22 protein-coding genes are annotated in these 19,465 nt (G+C 35.9%); 16 read left to right on the top strand and 6 right to left on the bottom strand.

The genetic code is table 11. The annotated features are described in order from the left end of the window. Positions 1-5 precede the first annotated feature (5 nt). Genes H7A25_19310 through H7A25_19295 form a run of 4 tightly spaced genes read left to right on the top strand, consistent with a single transcriptional unit; the run spans position 6 to position 2,360 of the window. Positions 6-1,007 carry an N-acetylneuraminate synthase family protein gene (locus H7A25_19310; GenBank protein MCP5502057.1) on the top strand — a complete coding sequence of 334 codons (1,002 nt, stop codon included), beginning with the start codon at positions 6-8 and terminating at the stop codon, positions 1,005-1,007. 27 nt (positions 1,008-1,034) lie between these two features. Beyond that, positions 1,035-1,733: a 16S rRNA (uracil(1498)-N(3))-methyltransferase gene (locus H7A25_19305; protein MCP5502056.1), complete on the top strand. Its 699-nt coding sequence runs from the start codon at positions 1,035-1,037 to the stop codon at positions 1,731-1,733. Further along, a complete protein-coding gene (locus tag H7A25_19300) occupies positions 1,730-1,963 on the top strand; it encodes a hypothetical protein (GenBank protein MCP5502055.1) in 234 nt (77 codons plus the stop codon). Before H7A25_19305 ends, H7A25_19300 begins: the two co-directional genes overlap by 4 nt. Beyond that, positions 1,938-2,360 carry a PIN domain-containing protein gene (locus H7A25_19295; GenBank protein ID MCP5502054.1) on the top strand — a complete coding sequence of 141 codons (423 nt, stop codon included), beginning with the start codon at positions 1,938-1,940 and terminating at the stop codon, positions 2,358-2,360. The genes H7A25_19300 and H7A25_19295 overlap by 26 nt, the downstream gene beginning before the upstream one ends. A 48-nt stretch (positions 2,361-2,408) precedes the next feature. Here H7A25_19295 and H7A25_19290 read toward each other — a convergent pair whose 3' ends face one another. Further along, positions 2,409-3,734, bottom strand: a complete 1,326-nt coding sequence (locus H7A25_19290; protein ID MCP5502053.1) for an ankyrin repeat domain-containing protein — start codon at positions 3,732-3,734, stop codon at positions 2,409-2,411. A gap of 293 nt (positions 3,735-4,027) precedes the next feature. On the opposite strand from H7A25_19290, the gene H7A25_19285 reads away from it, so the two are divergent. The 6 genes from H7A25_19285 (at position 4,028) to H7A25_19260 (ending at position 10,416) form a co-directional block, all read left to right on the top strand. Further along, entirely contained in the window at positions 4,028-4,498 is a 471-nt protein-coding gene (locus H7A25_19285; GenBank protein ID MCP5502052.1) for a hypothetical protein, read from the top strand. Between the two features lie 72 nt (positions 4,499-4,570). Then, positions 4,571-5,254, top strand: coding sequence for an FKBP-type peptidyl-prolyl cis-trans isomerase (locus H7A25_19280; protein ID MCP5502051.1), 684 nt, complete (start codon positions 4,571-4,573; stop codon positions 5,252-5,254). A gap of 150 nt (positions 5,255-5,404) precedes the next feature. Beyond that, positions 5,405-6,469 carry a zinc dependent phospholipase C family protein gene (locus H7A25_19275; GenBank protein MCP5502050.1) on the top strand — a complete coding sequence of 355 codons (1,065 nt, stop codon included), beginning with the start codon at positions 5,405-5,407 and terminating at the stop codon, positions 6,467-6,469. Between the two features lie 11 nt (positions 6,470-6,480). Beyond that, on the top strand, positions 6,481-8,895 hold the full coding sequence (locus H7A25_19270) for a PBP1A family penicillin-binding protein (protein ID MCP5502049.1): 2,415 nt from the start codon (positions 6,481-6,483) through the stop codon (positions 8,893-8,895). A 28-nt stretch (positions 8,896-8,923) separates the two neighbouring features. Further along, positions 8,924-9,772: a TIGR02757 family protein gene (locus tag H7A25_19265; protein ID MCP5502048.1), complete on the top strand. Its 849-nt coding sequence runs from the start codon at positions 8,924-8,926 to the stop codon at positions 9,770-9,772. After that, a complete protein-coding gene (locus H7A25_19260; protein MCP5502047.1) occupies positions 9,769-10,416 on the top strand; it encodes a methyltransferase in 648 nt (215 codons plus the stop codon). Before H7A25_19265 ends, H7A25_19260 begins: the two co-directional genes overlap by 4 nt. A gap of 5 nt (positions 10,417-10,421) precedes the next feature. Here the strand turns inward: H7A25_19260 and H7A25_19255 are convergent, their stop codons facing one another. Both H7A25_19255 and H7A25_19250 read right to left on the bottom strand, forming a co-directional pair. Then, positions 10,422-10,700: a hypothetical protein gene (locus tag H7A25_19255; protein ID MCP5502046.1), complete on the bottom strand. Its 279-nt coding sequence runs from the start codon at positions 10,698-10,700 to the stop codon at positions 10,422-10,424. Positions 10,701-10,723: 23 nt separating this feature from the next. Then, the gene (locus H7A25_19250; GenBank protein MCP5502045.1) at positions 10,724-11,611 is read right to left on the bottom strand and encodes a hypothetical protein; all 888 of its coding nucleotides are present in this window, start codon (positions 11,609-11,611) and stop codon (positions 10,724-10,726) included. Positions 11,612-11,663: 52 nt separating this feature from the next. Here H7A25_19250 and H7A25_19245 point away from each other — a divergent pair, with 52 nt between their 5' ends. Together H7A25_19245 and tsaE are read left to right on the top strand one after the other, a co-directional pair. Next, on the top strand, positions 11,664-12,539 hold the full coding sequence (locus tag H7A25_19245; GenBank protein MCP5502044.1) for an Hsp33 family molecular chaperone HslO: 876 nt from the start codon (positions 11,664-11,666) through the stop codon (positions 12,537-12,539). Further along, a complete protein-coding gene (tsaE, locus tag H7A25_19240) occupies positions 12,536-12,976 on the top strand; it encodes a tRNA (adenosine(37)-N6)-threonylcarbamoyltransferase complex ATPase subunit type 1 TsaE (GenBank protein MCP5502043.1) in 441 nt (146 codons plus the stop codon). The genes H7A25_19245 and tsaE overlap by 4 nt, the downstream gene beginning before the upstream one ends. On the opposite strand, the gene H7A25_19235 is transcribed toward tsaE, so the two are convergent. Next, positions 12,962-14,212: a 1-acyl-sn-glycerol-3-phosphate acyltransferase gene (locus H7A25_19235; protein ID MCP5502042.1), complete on the bottom strand. Its 1,251-nt coding sequence runs from the start codon at positions 14,210-14,212 to the stop codon at positions 12,962-12,964. The two genes, tsaE and H7A25_19235, sit on opposite strands and share 15 nt — an antisense overlap. Before the next feature lie 62 nt (positions 14,213-14,274). Between H7A25_19235 and lmtA the strand changes: the two genes are divergently transcribed. The 3 genes from lmtA to H7A25_19220 are packed head-to-tail and all read left to right on the top strand — an operon-like array spanning position 14,275 to position 16,841. After that, positions 14,275-15,036, top strand: coding sequence for a lipid A Kdo2 1-phosphate O-methyltransferase (gene lmtA, locus H7A25_19230; protein MCP5502041.1), 762 nt, complete (start codon positions 14,275-14,277; stop codon positions 15,034-15,036). Positions 15,037-15,067: 31 nt separating this feature from the next. Next, entirely contained in the window at positions 15,068-16,285 is a 1,218-nt protein-coding gene (locus tag H7A25_19225) for an AAA family ATPase (protein MCP5502040.1), read from the top strand. Further along, on the top strand, positions 16,278-16,841 hold the full coding sequence (locus tag H7A25_19220) for a DUF4276 family protein (protein MCP5502039.1): 564 nt from the start codon (positions 16,278-16,280) through the stop codon (positions 16,839-16,841). Before H7A25_19225 ends, H7A25_19220 begins: the two co-directional genes overlap by 8 nt. A 50-nt stretch (positions 16,842-16,891) precedes the next feature. Here the strand turns inward: H7A25_19220 and H7A25_19215 are convergent, their stop codons facing one another. Continuing rightward, positions 16,892-17,263, bottom strand: coding sequence for a hypothetical protein (locus tag H7A25_19215; protein ID MCP5502038.1), 372 nt, complete (start codon positions 17,261-17,263; stop codon positions 16,892-16,894). A 60-nt stretch (positions 17,264-17,323) separates the two neighbouring features. Then, complete coding sequence (locus H7A25_19210) at positions 17,324-18,127, bottom strand: hypothetical protein (protein ID MCP5502037.1); 804 nt, start codon at positions 18,125-18,127, stop codon at positions 17,324-17,326. Between the two features lie 98 nt (positions 18,128-18,225). Here H7A25_19210 and H7A25_19205 point away from each other — a divergent pair, with 98 nt between their 5' ends. Continuing rightward, positions 18,226-19,464: a hypothetical protein gene (locus tag H7A25_19205; protein MCP5502036.1), complete on the top strand. Its 1,239-nt coding sequence runs from the start codon at positions 18,226-18,228 to the stop codon at positions 19,462-19,464. The last annotated feature ends 1 nt before the right edge of the window (position 19,465 follow it).

The raw sequence follows: 19,465 nt of genomic DNA, 5'->3' as shown, positions 1-19,465 counted from the left end.
AGACTATGTTACACAAAGAAATAAAGGTACATTCAAGAAAGATCGGTAAGAACCATAAACCTTTCATCGTAGCTGAAATTGGACTCAATCATAATAATGATTTGGAAGTAGGTAAACGTACTATACAAAAAGCTAAAGAAGCCGGTGCTGATGCGGTTAAATTTCAATCTTATATAACAGATGAATTTATCGATAAAACGAACCCGGAAGCAAAATTTTTATACGATATTTTTAAAACTTACGAATTATCTGAGAAATTCCATAGAGAATTTCAAAAAGCTGCTGAAGAAGAAGGACTTGTTTTTTTCTCTACCCCGCTATGTCTTTCTTCGGTAGACCTATTAAGTGATTTAGATGTTCCTATTTTAAAGATAGCTTCAGGAGATATTACCAATAAAGCCTTATTAGAAAAATGCAATCAAACAGGTTTGGCCATATTTTTATCTACAGGTGCCGCTGACTTTTATGAAGTAACAAGAGCAGTAGAATATTTAAAAAGTCTTAATCAGCAGGAATTGGCACTTTTTCATTGTGTATCTCTTTATCCTACTCCTCCAAAAAATCTAAACCTGAAAACCATTAAGTTATATGAAGATATATATGATTTCCCAATCGGTTTTTCAGACCATTCCGCCGGCTTTTTGGGGGCTGCAATAGCTGTATCTTACAATGCCTGCATTATCGAAAAACATTTTACTCTCGATAAAAACTTGGATGGTCCGGATCATGGAATTTCTGCTGACTATGATGAATTAAAAAGTCTTGTAGAGAATTGTATGCTGGCTTTTGAAATGAAAGGAGAAAAAGAGAAGATAGTTCATGAAAATGAATTGGGAGGTAGGTTTTTTGGAAGACGTTCTTTGTATAAACAAAATGGGCAGGCTATCGCATTGCGACCGGCAAAACATCTGAGAGAGGAAGGAGTTTTGGATTCCTGGCAAATTGAATTAGGCGGACAGGGCTTACCTTCAACTAACGAATGGGAAGTGATTAAACTGAAAAGTTAGAAAATGCAGAAAGCTTATAGTAATGATATGGCTGATCTTTGGGAAGATAAGCTTCCTCTTTTTTTTATGGATTTAGATAAGATTAAGGAAATCCAACTAAAAGAAGAACAAATACAACACTTGAAAAGTCTCAGAATGTATTCGGTGGATAAATTAATCGAAGTACGAGATGGTAAGGGTAATTCTCATATTTACAGAATTCCTGCCGGCCAAACAAAGGGTTTTTTGCAGAGGGAGGAATATGTAACTATAGAAGAGAAGTATATTTCTCTGGCAACCGCTATCCCGAAATCCTCAAGGTTTGAATTTCTCATCCAAAAGGGAACCGAAATAGGAGTAACGGATTTTAACTTTATAAATTTTCAACAATCCGAACGTAAAGATTTGAACCCTGAAAGAGTAGAAAAAATTATTCGGGAAGCTGCCTCTCAATCAAGGAGACACAGCCTTCCCCGAGTAAAACATTATAAAAGCCTTGATAAGTTTATAGAAGAAAATCCAAAAGGAGGTATGATTTTGCATCCGTACAGTGAAAAACAACTTGATTTGAGTTTTCCTTCCGAACTTCCGGTTGTAATCGGTCCGGAAGGAGGATTGAGGGATAAGGAAATAAATCAATTACTCTCGAAAGGATTTTTATCATTTTCTCTCGGAACCCCTATCCTAAGAATCGAAACAGCCTGTCTTTACATGGCCTCTATTATGAAATTTAGGAGTTTCTTATGAATGATTTTAAAAGAAGGATGCGTGTTCAGGATTCAAAGCTTATAATCGATTTACCTGATGAATTTATTGGAAAAGAAATTGATGTACATATTGAGCTTGTTTTTAAAGAAAAGCATAATAGGAATTCGTCTAATTATTTGAAAGAATTGCTAAATTCACCGATACCGGCAGGTGGTTTTAAAATCTGGAAAAGGGAGGAGATTTATGGACACATGCAAAATATTCGTTGATACAAATCTCTGGATATACTCAATCTTAAACCTGAAGCAGGAAGATAAACAGGAGAAAAGTAAGGCCATAATTGAAAATCCAGAAAATGAAATCTATCTCACTTCACAAACTGTCAATGAGATTTCTGTACAACTCATAGGATCTCAGATTCTGAGAGAAGATAAAATTCCGGATTTTATCAATGGCTTTTTTAATAGGTATATAGTGATAAATTTTAGTAAGACAATTCTTTTGAAAGCTTCTGAACTTAGAAGTTCATATGGATTTAAATTCTGGGATAGTATTGCAATCGCTTCGGCTATTCATTCTGAATGTGAAATATTTTATTCCGATTGTATGGAAAGAAATAGTAAGCTTGAAGAAGAGGGTTTAGACATTATAAATCCTTTTATATAGGGAAAGGATTTATCCCGTAGTCTTATTGGACTACGAGATGCAGATATATTACTTTTTTCTAATTTTTCGTATATCAACCGGTTCGAAATCCCCTTTGGCTTTGTTTGCATTTTGCAGAATCTTAAGTTTCGATTTATTATTTTTTCCGCCAAAGAAGAGTCCGGTATGTTTTTTATTTCCGGATGTAGACGATTTCTTCTTTAAATAAGCGTATATTTCTTTAATATTTTCATGAAACCATTCATCTTCCGGATCGTATTTATCATTGACCTGCCCTTTATACCAATTTAAAACTTCAGCATCCGGTATGACATTTCCTTCCTCTACCAATACTTTGACAGTTTCTAAGTCCTGCCTTCCGGTTATGAGGGGATGCTCATCTGCGGCAAAGGGGTTCCCTTTATGTTTTAGCATAAGACTAACTAAATCTTTCATGCCATGGGTAATGGCCCAGCTCATAGATGTATAACCCGTTGCACAACCTTCCGTTTGTACTACATTGATGTTAGCACCTTTTTTTACAAGAAAACTGGCTACATTTTCTTTTTCATAAGCTGAAGCTGTATGCAGAGGGGTAAAAGAAGCCAGGCCTTTTATGTTGATATCAGCACCATACTTTACAAGTAATTTAGCAATTTCTAAATTACCGTGCATGGCAGCATAATGAAGAGGAGTATTCTTCGATTGTGCTTCTTGTTCATTAATTAAATTCTTTCTTTGGCTCTTTGGTGTTTTTTGTAGCAGTTCTTTCATATCCGAAAGTTTATTTTCTTTAGCCATATAGTGGAGGCTACTATGGTATTCTTCATTTGTTTTACCCCGCAAATAGTTTGCGAGTTCAATGTGGCCCGCTCTTTCTGCGTGATCGGCTGCGGTTTTACCTTCATTATCTTTAATATTCCTATCAGCTCCGTATTTTAAAAAAAGGTCAACCAATCTTCTGGAGTTATTATCAGCTGCTGCCATTAAGGGAGTTCCGTTATTTTCGGGTCCCGGAACCTTATCTACTTTTGCACCTTTTTTGAGCATATATTCAGCTAACTTTACAGTCTCATCTTCTGAATAACCCTTATCTAATTGAGAGGCTAGCCATTGTAGGGCAGTCTCATAGGTGGTCGAACCATTCGGATCGGCTCCTTCATCCAGAAGAAAATAGGCTATTTCAAAAGCACCATCTGCACAGGCCCAGGCAAGAGGCGCTGAATATTCCCCATCCACCTTAATCGAATTCAGATTGACTTTTCCGGATCGTATTAACTGTTTAACCTTTGTTAGATCCTTTTTTTCAATTGCATAGAAAAGAGGATCTGTGTCTGAAGCCTGGAGAGCAATAACCAAAAAAAAGCTTACAATAAAACTGCTGAGTATCTTCATAATGGAAATCATTAAAATCGAATATTCTTATTATGTAAAGAAATTATTCCTATAAAAAAGGAAAGAGAGATTAAATCTCTAATACAACATTAATATTGACCATATCTATTCTGTAATCTATAAGAAACTATTCATTAGAGTCTATTCTTTAGCAGAATAAAAGACGACACAAAAATATCTGCAAAGCCCGCATAAAAAACCATAAATCAATTTTAAAACTTGACAGACCTAGAAAAATAATTAGAAAATATTGGAACTTATGGACTCTAATTATTAAAAATAAGAGGTAGTATATGAAGATTGCATTTTTAGTTTTCTTTTTGTTTCTGTTAGTTTCCCTTTTGGCTGAAGAATCAGAATCCAATTCCTGTTTGAAACTTAAAAAAAATACAGAATTTTTAAAACTTGAGAATAAGAAGAAGTTCCTTACTTTAAAAAAAGGTTCAGTCCTCAAGCTTATCGAAAAAGATGGAAAATACTATAAAGCCACTTTTAAAGGTATAAAGGGCTTTGTTGCAATGAAGTTTGTGGAATTGAGTTCGGATTGCGGCTCTTCAATGCCTAAGTCAAATCGAGATAGCCTGAAAGAATCTCACGAAACCGCAGCTTCAAGAGGACTCAACGAAGAAAAAAACAGCAAGCCCGGTCAAAAAAAAGAAAGAAGTAATAAAGCAAGTCGCAAGTCCAGAAAGACCTATGAGGATGACCTGGAAACTTCCTCTTCACGTGGCTTTCAGGATGAAATCATGAATACTTTTGAATAAATTCATTCAGAAGTTATGCTTGGCTTGATTTGCCATACCGTCCTTTTTTACTGGCAGAAAGGAGAATTTTTAATGAGAAGTGTGATTTTATTTGTAACGGCTCTCACTGTGCTGGTTACATCCTGTAAAGCGAAAACCTACTCTTCAGCTGCTGATTTCAAAGGGGGGGATAAGGAAAAATTCAGTTATCTTTTAGGAACCGAAATCGGAAATTATGTAAAAAACATGGGTATTGAGGTCGATATCGAAGCCATAAAAAGTGGCCTTTCCGATGGTATGTTAAAAGAAGAAAAAAAGATTTTTAACCCTTCGGATGCCCAGCAGATCAAACAAAATTATATGCAGTCCGCCATGACAGAAAAGGGAAAAGTAAATAAAGCTGCAGGAGAAAAGTTTTTAACTGAAAATAAAGGCAAAGAAGGTGTGAAAGTAACTCCTTCCGGTTTGCAGTATAAAGTAATTAAAGAAGGCAGTGGTGCCAAACCTACAGCAACTAATACCGTAAAAGTTCATTATGTAGGCACCCTTATCGATGGAAGTGAATTCGATAGCTCTTACAAAAGAGGACAACCGGCAGTGTTTCCCTTAAATGGAGTTATTCCAGGTTGGACAGAAGGGTTACAGTTAATGACAGTCGGTAGTAAATACAAATTCTTCATTCCTTCTCATATAGCTTACGGAGAAAGAGGCCCGGGAAAAATCGGTCCCAATTCCACACTCATATTTGATGTAGAATTAATCAGCATAGAAAAGTAAGTATTCTTAGGAAATTGAACCTAAGCGAACCATTGATGGTTCGCTTACTTCCCGAAAAAATAAGGGCTTACAAAAGTAATACAATGCGAAAGAAAAGTTCAAGATTTTCACTTGCCATAATATCCCCCGCTAACCAACCTGTGGATTGAGATGGCCGGAAAAATTACACATCTTGAAATCCTGACCCAGGTAATCAGGCATTTGGAACACGGAAGTGAAGAGAATAAGCAGATCGCAAAGTTACTAAAGTCCGAAGAATGCTTCCGTTATGCGAATACAGGAACTATCGCTCCGGATATTTTTTACTACTACCATGTTCTGAATCCTGATAAATCCAAAAAAGCTCAGATCTGGGGGGACCTTCATCACCACACAAAAGTTGTGGAGCTTATACTCTCCTTTTTAGACCTGATTCAGAAAACGGAAGAAGGACTTTATAGAGATAGAATGCTTGCCTTTACTCTGGGCTATATCTGCCACTGTGCAGTAGATGTGGTAACTCATCCCTATATTTTCTTCATTTCAGGTGATTACTACAACGATGATGTAAAGGTAAGAACTCTCGCACAGTACAATCATCTCAGGGTAGAATTTGCCCTGGACACCTATCTTTTAGATTATCGCTGGGGTATGAGTCCGAAGCAATACGATTTTACTCAATATATTAATATATTTCATTCTAATACAGCAAAATCTAAAATAGATACTACTATCTGGTATTTCTGGCTTCAGGCTTTAAAGATGACTTTTCCGGAAGAATTTCATGGCAGCTACATTGGTTCTGAGCAAAAAATAATTCCGGGAGATATGATAAATGACTCCTATACCGGCTATGTTCAACTGAATTCTCTTTTTGATTCCAGGAGCATTTTTTTAAGAAAGTTTCTTCGCATGGTAGACCGGGTAAGTTTCATTCATCTGAAAGCTTCTGTATTAATGCTTCCACTAAAAGAAAATATAGATCCAAGACTTATGAATGAAGAAAGACGTAGATGGACCTATCCTGCCGATAAGAGTATTGTGAAAAATGATACCTTTATTAACCTGGTAAACAAAGCTGCAGAATCGGCAAAAGAACTCATTATTCTCGCCTGGAATTATCTAAAAGGGGATGTAAGAAAAGAAAGCATCCTCGATGAATACGCAGGCTATAACCTGGATACCGGTCTGCGCTACCAGGGCATACAGGAAATGAAAGAATTTTCTCCCTTATAAGGAAGGTTGTATTGTTTCGCATCTATCACTTTTTAGTTCTCCCTCTCTTAAATGGAAAGTTTGAATTACTGAAACTTTCCTTCGGTCTGGCTTCTCTTTCTCTACTAACTTTTTGTCTTCTCTTAAGTATGCCAGGGGACTTTCAAAAAGTAAAAGAGGCCCGTAACTATGAAAGACCCTCAATCGTTTATGGTATCGGGAAAAAAGGAGAAAGCGTTCCCATTGCAGAATACTATAAGTTTTCTAGAAAAGTTGTAAAGGTGGCGAACTTAAAACAAGAAACTCACTCATTCCCGGACAAGCGGAATAAAGTTATCCAATGCTTTCTATCAACAGAGGATAATAATTTTTATTCGCATTTCGGAATAGACCTTCGCGGAATTATTCGTGCCATGGCTGTAAACATTCTTGCCGGAAGGATTAAAGAAGGAGCTTCCACGATTACCCAACAGGTAGCCCGCTTAAAGTTTTTAAGTACAGAGCGCTCTTTTTCACGAAAGGCCAGAGAAGCCTGGTTGGCCTTTTTAATGGAATTAGAATATGATAAAGATACAATACTCGAAATGTATCTAAATGAAATTCCTCTCGGACATGGAACTCTCGGAAGCGGAGCTGCGGCCAGATTTTATTTCAGAAAAAATGTTAATGAACTAAGCTGGGGGGAAGCAGCTTTAATTTCAAGTTTAACCACAAGACCCAGACAGTTTAGTCCCCTGGTAAACCCAAATGAATCCAGTAGGAAAGTTCGTGTCGTATTCATGAAACTAATCGAAACCGGTAGAATGGATGTATCTACTGCTGTCCGGGAGTTTAATAGTTTTTCGATTTATTATAAAACTCTAAACCGTTCACCGAATGATTCAGCCTTTTCAGATAGATTAAACCGACACCCATACGTTACCGAATATGTAAGACGTTTATTAATGCAGGATAGGGAAATTAGTAAAAACTTATATACAGGTGGTTATAAAATATATACTTCTATAGAAGTGCAACATCAGGCAGCAGCAGAAGAAGAAGTATTCAATGCTCTTGTTCGACAAAATAAGGTTTCTGCCGTGAGAATCTTTACTGAAAAAGAAATATTTGATGAGAACTACGGGAATGCGATTGATCTCATTTCTTTAGTTAATGATTTGAATCCTTATAAATTTCAAATGAAGCGTTCAGAAAGACGCTTTCAGAAAGTATTTCAAAGTTCCATCCGGGATGAAATTTCTGTTTTGAATTATTTAAATGGCTCAAACAATGTGGCAAGAGCTCTGGAGATGAGCTATAATGAACAGGACTTACAGGAGCATCTGATGGAAGTCGAAGGTGCTCTTATTAGCCTCCGCCCTAAGTCAGGACATATAACTGCTATCATAGGAGGTTCCGGTTTTCGTTCGGATAATCAGCAGATACGTCCTTTTCAAGCATACCGTCAACCCGGCTCTTCCTTCAAACCTCTTGTTTATGCCTCTGCAATAGATTACTTCGGCAAGCATCCGGATGAGGAAGAAAAAGTTACAGCTTCTACTCTTTTTTTAGATTCTCCAATGAATTACCTCTCTGAGGATGGAGATGAGTGGGAACCTTCTAACTATAGCGAGAGCTATGCAGGTTTTATTCGGCTTCGCTCTGCCTTAGAAACCTCCCGTAATATGGTCGCCCTGCGCGTTTTAGATCAGGTTGGGCTTTCAAAGGTCCTTCCTACTCTTTATGCTTTATTAGGAATTCAGGACAGAGAAATTCCTCGCAACATTTCGGTTGCTCTTGGAACATTTGAAGTTACTCCTCTTGAAATTGCCAGGGCCTATGCAGTGTTTGCTTCAGGTGGAAAAGAAGTACATCCAATCTGTATTTTAAAGATAACAGATTCCAAAGGAGCACTGATTAAAGATTATGAAACTGAAAATTTACAAAAAGAACGAAAACAAATCATTTCTCCTGAGGCCAGCTATATCATTACTTCTATGATGAAAGGAGTCATTACAAGGGGAACGGGAACAGCTGTAAAACATTCCGGTCTTGGCGGTTCGGTTGTTGGAAAGACCGGCACGACCAATAATTTCCGGGATGCCTGGTTTGTAGGGTATACACCGGAACTTGTAAGCTCTCTCTGGATGGGTTATGATCTCGGCACTATGTCTTTAGGAAAGGGGATGGCAGGTGGGATCATTACAGCACCGGTTTGGGGACGTTATATGAAAAAAGCCCTTGAAGGAGAAAAGAGAGGAAAATTTTCTTTTGGAGGCAATTTGAATATTGTGAAGAAAAAAATTTGTAAGTTTTCCGGAAAGCAATTTGGTTCAAAATGTCAAAAATCTTATTATGAATTTTATATTAAAGGAACTGAACCGGAAATCTGCAAAGACCACAGTATGATATTTTTTCCGGGTATGAATGACCCTGATGAGCATCTTTCTAAAAAGAAGAAAGAATAAGGATAGAATTGTTACTTTCATACATTAGATGAATAAAATATATCTTAGAAAAGTTCTTGACTCTCTCGCTTTAAACTATAATAAAGAAGAATTCCTTTCTACTGATCCTATAGAGTTTCCTCTTCGTTATAGCAATGCCAAAGAAAGAGAAGTAGTGGGTTTTATCTCTGCGCTTTTCTCTTACGGAAATGTAAAGGCTATCAGATCTTTTTTGAATAAATTATTCACCCTGATGGAAGGACAACCTCTACTCTTTTTGAAGGAAGGTTTATCTAATACAATTCATAAAAAACTTCCCTCTTATCGCTTTCAAACATCAAAGGATATAGAATTATTCTTAAGACTCATCCAAATTCTATTTTTTAAATACGGAACCTTTGAAAAATATTTCCTTAATTCACAGACTCTACAATCGGGCATATACTCTTTTCAAAAAATCCTCAGTGAAGAAGCTAAAAAATTAGAAAGCAAAAATCTCAGTTACGGTTTGAGTTTTCTATTAGGAAAAGGTAAAGTAACGGCATCTAATAAACGTTATTATATGTTTTTGCGCTGGATGGTTAGAAATTCCTTTCCGGATATGGGAATCTATAGAAAAATAAAATCTGCAAACCTGATTTATCCTGTAGATATTCATATACAAAGAATTGCACGCTTGCTCGGCTTCTCTACAAGAAAAACAGTAGACTATACATTAGCAAAAGAAATTACAGCTAACTTTTGCAAAATAAATGCAGAAGACCCTCTTTTATACGATTTCGCTCTGACTCGACTCGGAATCACCCGTTACTGTCAATTTAGTTATAGCAAATCTATTTGTTTAAATTGTAAAATTAATACACTCTGTACAATATATACCAATAAGGGAAATATATGAATGAAGAAATCCGTGAAAAACTCTGGAAAATAGCCTCGCAATATAGCTTTCCATCGAAGTATTTTATACCGGTAAAAAGAAACTCCGGGATTATTTGTAAGGACTTTTTTCCGGAAAATATCAAGCAATTTGTTTTAGAGTTGGGTTCCGGCTGGGGAGAAGTAGCTATTGAATTAGCACTAAAAAATCCCGATACCGGCTATATATTAATGGAGAAAAATTTAGGGAGAGTGAAATCCACTTTAAGAATGATAGAAAAATATAAACTTAGTAATATTCGTTTTATTCCCCTGAATTTTAACTGGTTCTTAGTAGAACTGCTTGAACCCAGACAATTTCGTTCAGTTATTCTAAATTTTCCGGATCCCTGGCCCAAGAAAAAACATTTCAAGCATAGAACTTTAAATGAAGAGTTTGTAGACAAACTTCGTTATCTTTTACAAGAAAAGGGTTCTTTTTATTTTGCAACAGATCATGGTGGATATGCAAGAGCCAGCATCCGCTTATTTCGAAAAATAAAAGATTTTACTTTTGAAAATGAATATACTTTTCAAAGAGATAATATTCCTAAATCTCGATTTGAAGAAGAAAAACGGGGAGAAGGAAAAAAAATTTATTATCTGGAAAGAATCCTATGTTCTTAGTAAACCTAAAGGTTCAAAGAATCAAATTCAGAAGCAAGTTTTAAGAATTCATCTCCCCATCCATTGCTGAGGGCTATTTCTTGCAAGTCTCCGGTAGCAAGAAATAAAAACTTTAGTTCAGAGAGCTTTGATAGATCTTTGTTTTTCAAAGCTTGCTTATATTCATCTAAAGTTTCCATAAGCTCTTCGTACGAACCATATGAAGACCAGAATAGATCCATATCAGGTTTCATCTTTGCATATAATTTCTCTAAAAGTATTCCAGCGCGAGTTACATCGTCCATTTATACACACATCCTATGCAAATTTATCTACGGTAAACTTTCCATAAAAGATTTCCGGAAGGAGATAAAGTTCTTTCTGTTTGAATACTACTTAAATAAGCGAGGTAGCTATCGTGTTCATCATTTTTGTCCTCACGACCAAAAAGAATATTATCATAAACGGATAAAAAACCGGAAAACCTATTATATATTTCTTTATAAGAGCTTTCTAAAAAATTAAAAGCTAAACTTCTATATTCTATCGAAATTGGATCATAGATTTTACCCGGTTTCCAGATTGCTTTTATTCCCTGTTTTTCTTTAATCGGATCTAATAAACCACTATAGTCCACATCATCGAAGAGTTCCACTCTTACTTTTTGGGATATATTATAAGACTGTCCCTTATCAATAGATAAATCCTGAGGAGAAATAAAGGCAGCATTAAAATCCAGGACAAATTCATTTTCTTTTACTAGAGACTCAATCCGGATAACACGAATCGAAAAATAGATACGCTTGGTTCGAACTGAAACGGAACTCCCCTGATAAGCAGGGACTACTATTTTATCGTTAAAAATGCCTCCCAAATGAGTGGCTTCTAATTTTAGAATATATAAATATAAATTGTTATTGAAAATGAAATCTCGAACCAGAAAAAGTTTCCCAATATCCCGTCTGGGCTTTGGTTCCGGTAAAACAGAGCAAAATCGTACCGCTTCCGGAATAAACTCAGAAATAGTTTCAATGTATCGTTTTGCCTGAGAATACTCAATGCCACTTAATGATTGAGAAGGCAAAACATACTCCTCTTCAAACTCAAGATAAGCACTGTGAAGGTTATCCACAAATAATGTACTGGGTTTGTTTTTAATTTCTTCCCCAATTCTGTGTAAATATTGATTTAATTCTATAACTTCTTCTTTTCTCATAATAACTACTTGAACAAAAATGCACTTCATTTCATACGTCAATTAGAATTCCATGGAAACTCCAAAAGAAAATAGAGACAGGTATAGCATCGGACTTATTCCCGATCTATCTTTTCGATACTTACTTACAGATTGTAGCTTTACTATCACTGAAATTTTAAATCTGCAAAAAGCAGAAAATAGCTCTGCCGATTTGCTGGCCAAAGCGATTTTGGGTTCTTTCTTTATCTCAGGTCTTGTGAAAGATGAAACAACCGTCAGTATTCAGTTGGAAGGACGGGGAGAAATCGAACGTGTATTAGCTTATTCCAGTAGAAAAGGTGAACTCAGAGGGCTGGTAAAAAATCCGAAAGTAGTAGGGAAGATAGACGATAAAACCCTTGGTATAGGTTCGGGAGTTTTTAGAATTAGCCGCTGGATAGGCCCTAAATTAATCCACCAATCTCTCACAGAAATGGGAGAAGAAAGCTTTGAAGACAATCTTCACTCATATATTTATTCATCAGAACAGGTAAGTTCATACTTATCCATTTATTTAAATAATAAAGAGAAAAGACCTTACGCCTGCGGAATTATATTCCAGGCACTTCCTGAAGCCAGTACGGAAAATAAACAGGCCCTACATAATGCCATACAGATTCTAAGAGAATCGATGGACGAAGTTTTTCTAAATAAACACCTAGAGGAAAGTAAAAAACATATTGAAGAAAAACTCGGTTTTGGGTTAAAAGAGTTAGAAACAGGTCATCCTATAAGAGTTTGCACCTGTGGCATTGAAAAAACCCGTGTTGTTGTAAAATCTTTGGGAAAAGAAGAAGCACTTTCTATTCTACAAGAACAGGGTAAGGTAGAGCTAAGTTGTGAATTTTGTTTCTCCAAATATTCACTCGATGCAGAAGAAGTGAATCTTCTTTTCATGCCGGTATGAAACCGGTAGAATTTCAATATACGCTCCAAGAACTTCACAGGCCCCTTTTCTTTTTAAAAAGGGAACTGGAAAAGAGTCAGAATCCATTTCCCATTCTTCTCTTAGAAGGTGAAATGGGGGCAGGGAAAACTACTTTTGTTTCGGCTTTTGTTCATAGCTTTGATGACACACTTCTTGTAAATTCTCCTACATTTACTCTGGTTAATGAATATCTGACAAAAGAGAAAATGGCTATCTACCATTTCGATCTTTTTCGTTTGAAACATAGTTCTGACCTGGAAGAGCTCGGGTTTGAAGAAATTTGGGGGAAAAAAGGAATCTCCCTTATTGAATGGTGGCAGATAGCCAGAGACTACCTTCCACCTGATTGCATCCTTTTACAATTCTATATTCAAGATGAAGAAACAAGAAATCTTAGAATTTCAAAATATATGTGAATCCTCAAATATTGGAGGAGATTTCTCTATTTCCTTTTTCATGAGTGTATGAAGGTCAGACTTTAAATTATGTAATAAATCCTCAACTGATTGTTTTTTATTTTTTCTGTAGGAGGGGTATAAATCCTTAATGTTATACGGTTTTGCAAAAGAAATATGAGCATTATGAGGTCGTTTATAGCTATAGCCTAAAACCTCCGATTCAAAACGATAAATCCATTCATAAACCCTTTCGGCTGAAGCCAGTTCGGTAATGTAAGGAGTTTGGATAGATATAAAGTCATAAATCCTTTCACAAATTTTCCTTCCCCAATTCGCCAGCTCTTTAGAAGGAAGTTCATTTTTCGGATCCGGAATTCCGACACTTACCATTTCAAAAGTAGAAAGAAGTCTTCGTAATTTTTCAATTGCATTGGCTGTTTTATCCCATTTATGAATCCCGGTTTTCTCGGCTACATAATCCAGGATATGGTGACGTACTCTTCCTATCCTGTAATCAAAATCCTGTGTTTCTGAAACCTGGATTCCAAAATCGTTTTCGAAACGAAGTAAAATTTGTTTACCAATAGATAATAATCTTTGTTTTACGTTCTTACCTGTCTTTTCCAAACCCAATTTCTTTTCAAGGGTGTTTAAAGAAATATCAATATCCTTTTTTACCTGCTCTACCGGATTATTCATTCGATATTTAATAAAACAGGGAAGAATATATACATCAGCCCCCAGTTCTTTTTTCACTGCATCTTCATAGCCCCAGAATGCAATTTGAGCTACGCCGCTTTGAAAAGGGAGAAGATTATCATTTTCTTTACAATTCGGTTCTCCTTCCGGAAATAAAACCAGTTTAGATTCCGGCTGGGAAATAATTCTTCTTGAAAGCTTCACCGATTCTCTGTCCGCAGAACCTGCAAGCACCGAATAAGCTCCTACACTGCGAATCAGTTTTCCAACCAGGCCATTTCCCCAATCAAATACCTCTCGGGCCGCCATAAAATTAGCCCTCGAATACATGTGTAAAGTGATACTGTAGGCGACGGGTGGATCTTCGGTAGTTGGATGATTGGCTATTAAAATCACCCGCTTTTTCTTAATGCTTTTTAATAATTTTCGATCCTCGTCGGAAATAACAAGCTTATCCTGGTTATAAACCAGTTTCAAAAGCCCCGGCATAGCCGCATCCAGAAACCACAGGAAGGGATAATTGAAATCATAAGATATAAAGGAATCGGTTGACATAATCCTAAATCATAAAATTTGTAATAAAGGACAACTAGTTTTTAAAATAGGAAAATAATTAAATGGCATTTATTGAAGATCTGGACAAACAGGGTAACCTGCTTTTTCGCTGGCGTTCTTACATTCCCGGCATTATCATTTTACTTTCTTTCTTTTATCTACCCTCAACCCGCTACTTCGGAGGAACCCATGAAACTCATTTACTTTATGTGATAGTCTGTTTTTTTGTTTCCCTCTTAGGAATTGGGGTCAGGGCGATTACGATTGCTTTTGTTCCGGCTATGACTTCCGGAAGAAACACTAAAAAACAGGTCGCTGACACGGTCAACAAAACCGGAATCTATTCGATTTTTCGACATCCGCTTTACATCGGAAATTTTTTAATTTTTTTGGGAATTGTTTTAGTTCTAAAAAGCCTCTCCTTTACGCTTATTTTCGTTCTTTTTTACTGGTTTTACTATGAGAGAATTATCTTCGCAGAAGAATATTTCATGAGAAATAAATTTAAAGAGCAGTATCTGAATTGGGCAGCTCAAACTCCTATTTTCTTTCCTAATTTTTCAAATTTCAAGAAACCAGAACTTCCTTTTTCGTTTAAGAATATTCTGAAAAGGGAGTACCCGAGCCTTGCCGGAGCAGTTTTTGTTTTTTTATTATACGATATTGGAATTGTCTATATTAATGAATTCATGGGAAGTTCTGAAAGTTTTTTAAAAGCAATCAAACCCATACATTTTTATATATTTTACATTGACCTCGCTTTTTATGCGATTGTAAGGGTTCTCGTAAAAGCTACCAGGCTATTAGAGGTAGAGGGGAGATAGGAATCGTATTTCCGTGAAGGAATAAATTATCATGAAAATTGAACAGTTGAGTATCAAAAATTTCAAGGTTTATAAAGATGTAGAAATAAAAGATCTTCCCAATATGTGCGTTTTTTTGGGAGCCAATGGCTCTGGTAAATCTACACTGTTCGATGTGTTTGGTTTTTTAAGTGATGCCCTGCGAGAAAATATTCGCACTGCTCTGGCTAAGCGAGGAGGCATTAATGAAGTACGTTCCCGAAATAGTACGGGACCGATTGAATTTATAATTAAATTCCGTAATCCTGATGTTTCAGGAGAAAAGCAACCCCTGGTGACATACGAGCTTTCTATCGATGCAAAACCGGGCACAACCATTCCCATTATCAAGAAAGAAATTTTAAAATACCGCAGAGGACAAACTGGCAAACCTTTCAACTTTTTGGATTTTCAAGAAGGAGAAGGAAGTGCCATCACGAATGAGGAAGAGTTCGAAACGGATAAACAGAATTTTAAAGATAAACGTGAAAACCAGAAATTAGATTCACCGGATATCTTAGCCATCAAAGGACTTGGTCAATTTCAAAAGTTTAAAGCCATCAGTTCCTTTCGTAGACTTTTAGAAAATTGGTTTGTTTCCAATTTCCAGATTCAAGCAGCCCAAACACTTTCTGATACCGGAATCAGTGAACACCTATCTACAACGGGAAATAATTTAGCACAATATACTAAATTTATTTATGAAAATTTTCCGGAGGAATTCCAAAGAATTCTAAATAAGCTACAACAACGTATACCGGGGATCGATACTGTCAAAGCAGAAGAGACAGCAGATGGTAGAATCATACTGCAATTCAAAGATGGAAGTTTTAAGGATCCATTTATCTCCAGATATGTGTCCGATGGGACGATTAAAATGTTTGCCTATCTAATGCTATTACATGATCCAAATCCTCATCCTTTACTTTGTGTAGAAGAACCTGAAAATTATTTACACCCCGAGCTATTGAATGAGTTAGCGGAAGAATTTAGGGATTATGCAAAAAATGGGGGGCAGGTTTTTATTTCTACGCATTCTCCTGATTTTTTAAATGCTCTGGAAACAAATGAAGTCTTTTGGTTAAAAAAGAAAGAGGGCTATTCTACTATTCAAAAAGCCTCGGAAGATGAAATGATAAAAAAACTAAAAGAGTCTGGAGATAAGCTGGGTTATTTATGGTCACAGGGTTATTTTACAGGAAGCAGTCCCAAAGAGAGAAAAAATGGCTAGAATAGAAATACTAGTAGAAGAGCCATCTATGGAAGAATGCCTGAGAAACCTATTACCGGGAATTGTACCGGAGCATTGGAAACTGGATGTAAATTATTTTATTCGCAAGCATCAGGGAAAAGGTGATCTTAAGAATTCTATTATTAACAAAATGAAAGTCTTTAACCATTGGCATGAACCTATATCTGTGGTTATTTTACACGATCAAGATATTGCAGATTGTCGTAAAATAAAGCACGATATTCAGCAATGGTGTGGAGATTACCGAAACCCTCTGTTAATCAGAATTGTTTGCAGGGAACTGGAATCCTGGTATTTAGGAGATTTGAAAGCGATTGAAAAGGCATTTCCAAAATTTAAAAGTAACAAATATGAGAACAAAGCAAATTTTAAAAATCCTGATAACTTACATGCAAAAGAAACTCTAAAAAAAATATTACCTGAATACAAAGAAATTCAATCATCCAGAGTTATCTCCCAAAACTTAGACATTCAGAAAAATAGATCTACAAGCTTTCAACAGTTTATCAAAGGAATTCAAAAAATATTTATCTGATGTAATTAGAAAAAAAGCGAACCATTGGTGGTTCGCTTGCAATTCACTTTTTATTTCGCCATCAGGCAGCGAGCATTATAATAATTTAAGATTTCCGTTCCGGATTCTTTTGCATGTGTTTCAAAGAAAGCCCAGTCTTCCGCGGTTTCATATACATAGCAATCATAGTTTTTTCCATCAATTGCGATTAAACCACCATCTTTAGCTTTCAGGTTCTTAAAGGTATTTTTTTTAACAAATTTTGCGGAAGTAACTCCACTTTCTCCACCACTTAACCACTTCACAAACTCATCAGCACTTTTATATTTAGGTGCAAACATTTCTTTGGGGTCCACTTTGGGCTTACTCACTACCTCAGGGGCTTTACCACAAAAAAGAAGACCCAGGCTCAAAACAAAAATTAACACTACACTTTTCTTCATAAGGTTCCTCATATTTTTTATATGATGATGTATAAAAAAGAAGAAAAAGGGTCAATTCTTTTATTCATATTTCTCTGTCAGGAAGTCTTTAAACCTATCTACTTTTTCTGTAAAAAATAAAGGAATAGGGGTCTCATCGTCTTTGGGTAGTAAAGAAAACGCGTTGTCATAGAAAATTACCTGACTGAGAGAAGGTACGCTGTAGCGGTGAATTGTATTTTGATGGTGAAATTCAAAAGAGTCTTCCTCTTCTCTTAGTCGAACATTTCCTACTCTCTTGAAATGCTCAAAAAATTCCTCTTCCCAATCTATATTTTGAATATTTCGGTCATCATATGGAATTTTTCTTCCATAGTCTAAAAATAAAATTCCATCGAGGGCAAATCCTGTTTCTTCCTGTACTTCTTCTTCTGATTCAATCTGGAAAGAGTCCGTCCTGAGTTGCCGTAATTTGCCTTTCACCGGACTTTTATCGTTAAAATCTTCTATTTCTTCAGTAAACTCAAAATCTATTTGTGTTTCGAATTTTTTAGTTTTCTGTGTTTCTTTTTCAGAAGAAAAAGCTTCCTGCTTATTTGCACTCAATCGCCTTTCCATTAAAATTCGTTCTTCCAGTTCTGAATTACTACGAACTTCAGGATATTTCGAATTAAAAAGGGTATATTTCCTTGGCGGAACTGAATGCGGATTTCGAATATTCATTTTAACTGTAGAATAAGAAGAACTCGGAGTAGTTCTATTGGCTTTGATTCTTGCTCCTGAAAACTGAGCAAACGCTTCTGATTTACGAAAGGAGGCTCCCCAAAAAACATAGGCAAAACAAAGAAATCCGAGAGCTACCAGTATTACAGCCAGGTATAACATTCTATTCTATTTATCTGTTATTTTTTAGAAAGGATAAAGTAGTTTTTATTACTTTACATTTTTATAATCACTAAAAACATTATCACAGGAAAATTTTTATGATGGAAGACGAACCACTAAGCCTGAAAGAAAAGGTTTTTAGAACCGTATTTGGTATTTTTTTATTTATTCTGGTAAGTATGCTTGTTTTAACCCTTCTACCGGGTGATGCAGAAAAAGGAATTATTCAATTAATTACCGGAGGAAATAGCTCCAGTGCCGGGACTGTAGGAAGTATGGACATCCCTATTGGATATTTTCAGAGGGCACGAAGTGAGTGCTATTACCGATACAAACAATATCTTCCTAACATGAAAGATAATCAGAGCATTATTGATAGTTGTGCTTATTCCACGGTTAAACGTCTTAAGGTAGCAGGAATTATCGCCAGGGCTTCCGGTTACGATATCAGCCAGAATTATATTTTACGTGAATTATCCGATGAAGCGAGGACTTTACACAAACAATCCGATATTTCAGCCGGATACTCCAAAGAGGAAATTCGCTCTGTTGAGGATATTTATAGAGACCTTTTAAGAAGAGAAAATTTACCATATCGAAAAGATACTACTGTAGCTTACAAACTTATGGATGGGTTTTTACTTAGCAAAACAAAAAAGACTGATTCTCAGACCCAGATTGAAAAAGAAGCTTCCGGAGTAAAATTAACCCTTAATTATGTGGTTTTTTCTGACGATGATATCTTTAACCAGTTAGATAAGGAAATCACTATTTCTGAAGAAGAAGTTAAGAAAGAGTATGAGTCAGAATCCAAGTCAGGTAAGTTACCTAAAGATAAAGATGGAAAACCTGAAACTTATGAAAAAAGAAAAATCTTTCTTGAGAGTAAGTTAAAATCTGAAATTAAAAGACAGAAGCTTACAGAGCTGAAGACAAAATTGGATGGCCTAAAAAGTAAGGGCGAAACAGCTTTAGCGGAAATTGCAAAATCCGTAGGAAAAGAGATTAAAAGTGTAAAATCCATATCACTTTCAGAAATGGATAATATGAAAAATGCTGAAAATAAAGAGGTAAGTTTTTTATCTAATTCTAATTTTTTAAAAGAACTTGCCGACATTGAATTTGGAAAGAATAAAGTAGGCGGTCCCTATAAGGATATCGATAAGTCCATTTATGTAGAATTCAAAGCAATGGAAATAACTGCAGTTACGGATTCACAACCAGCAGCAGTCGATAATTCCAGGTACCTTCTCATGACCTTTTTAAGAGAGATCAATCAATCTGTTGGTGCCTTATATCCGGTTACAAAGAAAATACAGTCAAAACAGGTTAACTGAG

The organism is Leptospiraceae bacterium, assembly GCA_024233835.1.
Taxonomy (GTDB): domain Bacteria; phylum Spirochaetota; class Leptospiria; order Leptospirales; family Leptospiraceae; genus JACKPC01.
Note: the sequence above shows the minus strand (reverse complement) of the source record. Positions and strands in the feature narration are given on the sequence as shown.